Origin of the sequence: Thermodesulfatator autotrophicus, from assembly GCF_001642325.1 — a bacterium.
Lineage (GTDB): Bacteria > Desulfobacterota > Thermodesulfobacteria > Thermodesulfobacteriales > Thermodesulfatatoraceae > Thermodesulfatator > Thermodesulfatator autotrophicus.
The window spans coordinates 24,258-31,413 of record NZ_LSFI01000037.1; the positions used below are offsets into that span (position 1 = coordinate 24,258).

Genomic DNA, 7,156 nt, shown 5'->3' on the forward strand with positions numbered 1-7,156 from the left:
TTCTTGGAGAACACTTTGGCTATTACTAATGGAGCACTTTTTACTTTAAATCGCGTCATCGCGAGGCGATGTAATCGCCGTGGTGATTTCTGATCCCTTCGCTACTGCTTGAGATAAAAATTGCTTCGCTTTGCTCTCAATGACAAAGAAGGGTTCGCCATGGCTGTTCAAAAAAATTGTTATATATTTTGTGTTCCCATTCCTGTGAAAATGATCTTAAGGGGACAGGCCAGGGAGCCTCACCCCGCCACACTTCTCATGCCTTCGTTGTGCCCCACAGGGGCATGGGGGTTAATAGCTTGATCTGTGAGATATAAATAGGGCCAGTTTTAGTGGGCTATAGTATAAAACAAGACTATCCCTATACTAAATGCCAAATAACTTAGGAGGGTAAATTTTAGTAAAAACTTAGGATAGGTTTTATGAAGTAAAGGGTTACTTGTAAAAAGGCGATAAGTGATGAGGTTTGCTAAAGAGCCGATAAGGTTTCCAAAGCCACCGACACTTACCCCCCAAAGCAGGGACTTCCAGCTTATAGTAAAGTGGGCCAGTAAAATAGTTGTGGGAACATTTCCTATTATTTGGCTGAGTATGGCTGAAAGAAAAAATACATGTTCGGGATGTTTGATATATGAAGAAAAAATAATTTTTAAGTTTTCAGTAAACCCGAATAAAGCCAAAAAAGTACCAAGTAGAGCGTAGTCAATTTTAAGGTTTTGCCGGTCTTTAATTACAGCATAAAAAATAACAACTACCCCTACTACCAAAGGAATAATTTTAATAGCTGCTAAAATGAAAATTCCCAAAAAGGCGAGATAAAGTTTGGCTGAAGGGCTTAATTTTACTTCTTTTTCCTTTCTAGATGATTGTGTTGAGGGAAGAAATAAAGCCGCTATACCCAACAAAAAAGCAAAAGCAAGACTAAAAGGAGCAATAGTTTTTAAAAAGTCTATTAAGTTTAAGTCATAATACCAAAAAATAAAGATATTTTGAGGATTCCCAAAGGGAGTAAGAGCTGAGCCAGCATTAGCAGCCAGAGCTTCAAAAATGACTAATAAATCCTTTCTTTCTATTTCTAAGTAAATGGTTAAGGGGACTAAAATCAGCAAGGCTACATCATTAGTGATAAACATAGAAAGAAAAAAACTTGCTAGTACAAGTTTAAAAGGTACCAGCGAACTACTTTCAACTTGGTAAGCAATTTTTTTAAAGACAGAGGTCCTATCAAGACCTTTAATAATTACCAAAAAAATAAAAAGGATAAACAAAACTTTAAATTCAAGGAGGCTGAATTCGGGAAGCCTTTTTAAATAAATAGAGCTAATAAAGAGTCCAGCAAAAGATCCCAAAAGAAGCCATTCTCTAGTTAATAAGTTTTTCCAGCCTATTGGGCTTTTCAAAAAGTCTCCTCAATTTCTTTTTGGATTTAATAATACATCTCTTCTCTTCTTCTCTATTCTGGGAGATAAAAAAACATTTGGCAACGCTTAATTTTGCCTTAATATCGGAGGAACAAGGAAAAACATTTGCCTGTCCCTTTTTTTCGAATACAATTTTGCCAATGGCCGGATTTTACTGTCAGGAATGTGGCTACAAGAGTCTTAAATGGCTGGGGCGCTGTCCGGGTTGTGGAAGCTGGGGTACTTTAATAGAAGAAAGTCCTTCTAAAGGCCATAAAAAGGTTTCTCGCCAGGCCCGTCTTTTAAAGGTAAGCGAAGTTGAAGGCCTAAAAGAAAAACGTTTGCCTACCGGGCTTTCTGAGCTTGACCAGGTGCTTGGTGGAGGAATTGTTCCAGGCTCATTGATTCTTCTCGGTGGAGACCCGGGGATAGGTAAATCAACGTTGCTTCTACAGGTTTTAAAAAATCTTGCTGAAGATGGTCACAAAGTAATCTATCTCTCAGGGGAAGAATCTCCTCAGCAAATAAAACTTAGAGCGGAGAGGCTAAATATCTCGCAGGAAAATATTCTTCTCCTTCCAGAAACCGATTTAGCGGTAGCTCTTTCTTCTGTAGAAGAGGTGTCTCCTATTCTTTTGGCGGTGGATTCTATCCAAACGGTTTTCTGGCCTGAGGTTTCATCTGCTCCGGGCAGTGTCAGCCAGGTGCGAGAATGCACCAACAAATTGCTTGAGTTTGCCAAAGCTAAAAATATAGCGGTTATTCTGGTAGGCCACGTAACCAAAGAAGGTATGCTTGCTGGTCCGCGGGTGCTTGAACATCTGGTGGATACAGTGCTTTATTTTGAAGGTGAACGCACGGCTCACTTTCGCATCTTAAGGGCGGTAAAAAACCGTTTTGGCTCCACTAACGAAATCGGCGTTTTTGAGATGACCAGTTCTGGTTTAAAGCCCATTAGCAATCCTTCTGCCGTGTTTTTGACCCGGGAAACTTTAGACGCACCGGGAAGTGTGATTTGTGCCACGCTGGAAGGGACCAGGCCCATTTTGGTGGAAGTTCAGGCTCTAGTTTCCCGGAGTTATCTAGCTACTCCCAGGCGCACCAGTGTTGGTTTTGATCCTCAGCGCCTGGCCATGATAGCCGCCATCCTTGAAAAAAAAGCCGGGCTAAGTTTTTACGACCAGGATATTTACCTTAACGTGGTGGGTGGACTTAAGCTTACAGAGCCGGGAGTGGATTTGGCTGTGGCCATAGCGCTGGCTTCAAGCCGCCTGGATAGGCCTTTGCCTCAAGGGCTTTTTCTTTTCGGGGAAATAGGGCTTACCGGTGAAGTAAGACAGGTTTCTTACCCTGAGGCCCGTTTAAAAGAAGGTGAAAAACTCGGTTTTAGTAAGGTTTGTGCTCCACGTGAAAATTTAAAAAATACCTCTGTTCAAGTTAAACTGGAACAACTCTCCGTTTCTAATTTACAAGAAGCCATAGAAACGCTACTTTTATAGTCAAAATTGTCCTTGCGTGCTGTTTGTCAGCTCATTATTATGCCATATTAAGTAATTATCATTAGGAGGCCAAAATGGGTGTATGCCACGTAACAGACCAGAATTTTGAGGAAGAAGTACTCAACTCTGAAATACCTGTGTTGGTAGATTTTTGGGCGGCCTGGTGTGGGCCTTGTCGGGCTATTGCTCCGGTTATTGAAGAGTTGGCCGAAGAATACGCCGGTAAACTCAAAGTTTGCAAAATGAATGTTGATGAAAACCCGGTAACTCCGGGAAAGTTTGGCATAAGGGCTATCCCCACCCTTATTTTCTTTAAAGGCGGCCAGGCAGTTGACCAGATTACCGGAGCAGTGGCCAAAACCACCATTGAAAGTGTTATAAAAAAGCTGGTTGATTAATATCATGCCAGATATTTTTGACCTGGCTATTATTGGGGGAGGACCTGCCGGGCTTACAGCCTATCTTTACGCGGCTAGAGCCCGGCTAAACACTGTGCTAATTGAAAAGACTTCCCCTGGTGGCCAGGTCCTTATTACTGATTTTGTGGAAAACTATCCTGGTTTTCCTGACGGTATATCCGGGTTTGAGCTAATTGACACCTTTATAGCCCAGGTCAAAAAGCTAGGGTTTGAACCTTTGCGTGAAGAAGTGGTCCGCCTTGAAGACCTTGGGCTAAATAAAAAGCTTATCTTTGCTTCAGATAAAGAACTTTTGGCTCAAACGGTAATTGTCGCCAGTGGAGCTAAACCAAATACCCTTGGTATTCCTGGTGAAAAGGAGTTTACCGGTAGAGGCGTTTCTTATTGTGCTACCTGCGATGGCCCATTTTTTAGAGACCAGGTAGTCGCTGTAGTGGGCGGAGGCAATACGGCTGTTCAGGAAGCCTTATTTTTGACCAAGTTTGTCCAAAAGGTTTTTTTGATCCATCGCCGAGACCAGCTTCGGGCCCAAAAAATCCTTCAAGAAAGGGCCCTGGGTCATGAAAAAATAAAACCTATCTGGAACACAGTGGTAGAAGAAATTCTTGGAGATGACCAGGTAAAAGCTATAAAGTTAAAAAATCGCAAAACAGGTGAAGAATCAATCCTAGAGGTTAACGGAGTCTTTATATTTATCGGGATAACTCCTAATTCAGATTTTGTGAAAGGTTTGCTAAACCTTGATGAATGGGGATTCATTATTACCGATAACGAGATGCGCACTAATATACCAGGGATTTTTGCAGCGGGAGATGTGCGAGCCAAGGCCTGTCGGCAGATTGTAACTGCTTGTGGAGACGGGGCTACTGCTGCCTATATAGCAGAACATTTTTTGGCAGAAAAATGAGATTTATTGTTATTGTCTTTCTAGTTCTAGTTTTATGTTCTTGTGGGAAAAGCCCTGAAGGCGGCCTTCTTTCTTGGTTTAAGAAAAGTCCCGCGGTAGAATCTCAAGATGAAGAACTTAACAGGCTGATTCAAAAAGCCCTGGAGTATTACCGTAAAGGATTCTGGGAACAGGCTGAAGAGAGTTTTCGCAATATAAAAGACCGCTATCCTGACTCTCCGTATGCTCTCTGGGCAGAGTTAAAGCTGGCTGATTGTAAGTTCTTTGCTGGCAACTATTTAGAAGCCATTGTTCTTTACGAAGAATTTGAAAAGCTTCACCCTACTAACGAAGCTATTCCTTACGTAATTTTTCAAATTGCTACCTGTTACTATAAACTCAAGCTTCCTCCTGATAGGGACCAGTCTTTCACCAAAAAAGCTATTGAGTACTACGAACGCCTGATTAGCCGTTTCCCTAATTCACCTTACACCTTTGAAGCCCGTAAACGTATCAAAGAATGCCGGGAATCTCTGGGAGCCCATGAGTTATACGTAGCCAAATTTTACTATAAGACCAGGCGCTACCGGGCTGCCTATTACCGGCTTCTTTATTTATTACAAAGCTATCCGGACACTAAAGCAGCCGTTAAAGCACGCCGTTTAACCGCCAAGTATTATCCCAAGGCCCTGCAAGAAACCCGTGCTCTGGCAGAGGGCACTCTTAAAGATTTCTGGGGAAGGCCCTATCCTTAAGATTTTTCTTTTTCTTCCTTGGTAGTCTCTTCCAGTGTTAGCTCTTCAGGAAGAATTTCTTCAACGCCTTCTAAGTCGGTTAATAGTTCTAACTCAGGTACTTCGTCTTCTTCTGGTGAAACTTCCAGGTTTTCTTCTTCAATTATCTCGCTGGCTCTAGGCTCTTCAAAAACTTCTATTTCTTCAGAGACTTCTTCTAACACTCCTGCAAGATCTTCTTCTGCCAGTTCAATTTCACCAAGCTCCATTTCAGCTTCTTCTGGCACAGGTTCTATATCTAAAATTTCTTCATTTGCTACCTGAGAGATATCTTCTGGTTCTTCTTGAAAATCAAGTTCTTCTGAGTCATCTGCTTCAAGTAGTTCATTAAATTCTATGTCTTCAGAGGCCGCTTCTTCTGCTTCAAAAAGAGTGTTCTCTGAAAGCTCTTGTTCAAAAACCTCGCCTTTTCCCTCAAGAACTTTATAGAGAGAGTCCCAGAATTCTTCGGTAATTTCAGGGAAAGGTCCGAAAAGTTCGGCAAGTTCTGTTAAATCGTGACTACACTCTGGACAGGATTTAAAATATTCTGCCACAATATATTTACATTTTGGACAACGCATCAAGGCCTCCTCTTCTTTGCAAATTGTCCGCAAACTTTTATAATAACCCCATGAAGAAGCTCTTATATATTCTTATCGCCATTTTAACCTTAAACTTGACAAATTGTACCGGAGTCCCTCAGCGTAACCTGGCCTCTGATGCCTCTCTGGTTAGAAAAGGCTTTTCCACCAAAGAAGAAGTTTATCAACTTCTGGGAAAGCCAGACCAAATATTAAAAACCGGGCCAGACACTGAAGAATGGTATTTTTATCAAAAAAACGAAGATATTTGGAAAAAAATTCCCCTTTTAGGCTCACGTATAGGTAAGGAAGAAGTAGAAGTATTAAAAATAATTTTTAAGGGAAACCGCGTTATTGATTGTATTTATTACGTGGTAACGAGGCCTTGAATATGAGTGTTACCGAACCTGACATTTACCAAAAAGCCAGGGAACGCATGGTCCAAACCCAGATAGCTGCCAGGGGTATTAAAGACCCGCGGGTTCTGGCAGCTATGCTCAAAGTGCCTCGCCATCTATTTGTGGAAGAGGCCCTTAAAGACCAGGCTTACGGAGATTATCCCTTACCTATTGGTGAAGGGCAAACCATCTCCCAGCCTTACATTGTAGCCTTAATGACAGAGGCCCTAGAACTCAAAGGCCCGGAAAAAGTGCTTGAAGTGGGCACAGGCTCAGGGTATCAAGCGGCTATTTTGGCAGAGCTTGCCCGCTGGGTGTATTCTATTGAGCGCTATTCAAGCCTTGCCAGGCGAGCCAAAAGGATACTTGAAAGCCTGGGATATAACAACGTCATTATTAAAGTGGGAGATGGCACCAAGGGCTGGCCTGAAGCGGCTCCCTTTGACGCCATTATTGTAACAGCGGCAGGCCCCAAAATTCCTGAACCTTTAATAGAACAACTCAAAGACGGCGGGCGTTTGGTAATGCCTGTGGGAGATGAATGGTCTCAGTATCTAATAAAAGTTACCAAAAAAGGAGACCAGCTGATTAAAGAAAACCTCGGCGCTGTAAGGTTTGTAAAGCTGGTGGGAGAATATGGATTTAAAGAATAAAAGACGTATTGCCATTTTTGGTGCTGGTATTTGTGATGAAGAAATTTACCAGCTGGCTTACGAGGTAGGTCGTCTTTTAGCTCCCAAAGCTATTGTTTATACTGGCGGGCTTGGTGGAGTAATGGAAGCAGCTAGCAAAGGTGCCGTTGAAGCTGGCGGCCTCACGGTGGGGATTTTGCCTGGAAACAGAGCCGAAGATGCCAATCCTTACGTCCTCGTTCCTATAATTACTTCCATGGGTGAAGCCAGAAATATGATACTTGTTAGGACCGCTGAAGCGGCTATTGCAATCTCTGGGAGCTACGGCACTTTATCAGAAATCGCCCTGGCTCTTAAGGCCTGGAAACCGGTTATAGGCCTTAAAACCTGGCCTAACATAGAAGGTGTTACTTACGTTGAAACTCCAGAAGAAGCCGTAAGTAAAGTCTTTGAGGCCCTTGAGGTTAAGAAAGAACAAATTTAGAAATTACAATTGGCTAAGTTTTTGAAGTTATTTACTATCATGGACTTAATTGTAAAAGTTTAGACTTTATCTGACAGTCAC

General features: G+C 42.2%; 9 protein-coding genes. 7 read left to right on the plus strand and 2 right to left on the minus strand.

All coding sequences use genetic code 11. From position 1 onward, the window contains the following. Positions 1–329: 329 nt before the first annotated feature. Positions 330–1,400 carry an SLC13 family permease gene (locus TH606_RS08250; protein WP_068542816.1) on the minus strand — a complete coding sequence of 357 codons (1,071 nt, stop codon included), beginning with the start codon at positions 1,398–1,400 and terminating at the stop codon, positions 330–332. A 161-nt stretch (positions 1,401–1,561) separates the two neighbouring features. Here TH606_RS08250 and radA point away from each other — a divergent pair, with 161 nt between their 5' ends. From radA to TH606_RS08270, 4 genes are all read left to right on the plus strand, one after another. Then, a complete protein-coding gene (gene radA / locus TH606_RS08255; protein WP_068542833.1) occupies positions 1,562–2,899 on the plus strand; it encodes a DNA repair protein RadA in 1,338 nt (445 codons plus the stop codon). A 74-nt stretch (positions 2,900–2,973) separates the two neighbouring features. After that, positions 2,974–3,297, plus strand: coding sequence for a thioredoxin (gene trxA, locus TH606_RS08260; RefSeq protein ID WP_068542817.1), 324 nt, complete (start codon positions 2,974–2,976; stop codon positions 3,295–3,297). Positions 3,298–3,310: 13 nt separating this feature from the next. Further along, positions 3,311–4,225, plus strand: a complete 915-nt coding sequence (gene trxB, locus TH606_RS08265; RefSeq protein ID WP_068542835.1) for a thioredoxin-disulfide reductase — start codon at positions 3,311–3,313, stop codon at positions 4,223–4,225. Beyond that, positions 4,222–4,959, plus strand: a complete 738-nt coding sequence (locus TH606_RS08270; RefSeq protein ID WP_068542819.1) for an outer membrane protein assembly factor BamD — start codon at positions 4,222–4,224, stop codon at positions 4,957–4,959. Before trxB ends, TH606_RS08270 begins: the two co-directional genes overlap by 4 nt. Here TH606_RS08270 and TH606_RS08275 read toward each other — a convergent pair. After that, on the minus strand, positions 4,956–5,561 hold the full coding sequence (locus tag TH606_RS08275) for a hypothetical protein (RefSeq protein ID WP_068542821.1): 606 nt from the start codon (positions 5,559–5,561) through the stop codon (positions 4,956–4,958). The genes TH606_RS08270 and TH606_RS08275 overlap by 4 nt on opposite strands. Before the next feature lie 50 nt (positions 5,562–5,611). On the opposite strand from TH606_RS08275, the gene TH606_RS08280 reads away from it, so the two are divergent. The 3 genes from TH606_RS08280 to TH606_RS08290 are packed head-to-tail and all read left to right on the plus strand — an operon-like array spanning position 5,612 to position 7,075. Then, the gene (locus tag TH606_RS08280) at positions 5,612–5,950 is read left to right on the plus strand and encodes an outer membrane protein assembly factor BamE (protein WP_068542822.1); all 339 of its coding nucleotides are present in this window, start codon (positions 5,612–5,614) and stop codon (positions 5,948–5,950) included. A 2-nt stretch (positions 5,951–5,952) separates the two neighbouring features. Further along, entirely contained in the window at positions 5,953–6,612 is a 660-nt protein-coding gene (locus TH606_RS08285; protein WP_068542824.1) for a protein-L-isoaspartate(D-aspartate) O-methyltransferase, read from the plus strand. After that, positions 6,596–7,075 carry a TIGR00725 family protein gene (locus TH606_RS08290; protein WP_068542826.1) on the plus strand — a complete coding sequence of 160 codons (480 nt, stop codon included), beginning with the start codon at positions 6,596–6,598 and terminating at the stop codon, positions 7,073–7,075. The genes TH606_RS08285 and TH606_RS08290 overlap by 17 nt, the downstream gene beginning before the upstream one ends. Positions 7,076–7,156 lie beyond the last annotated feature (81 nt).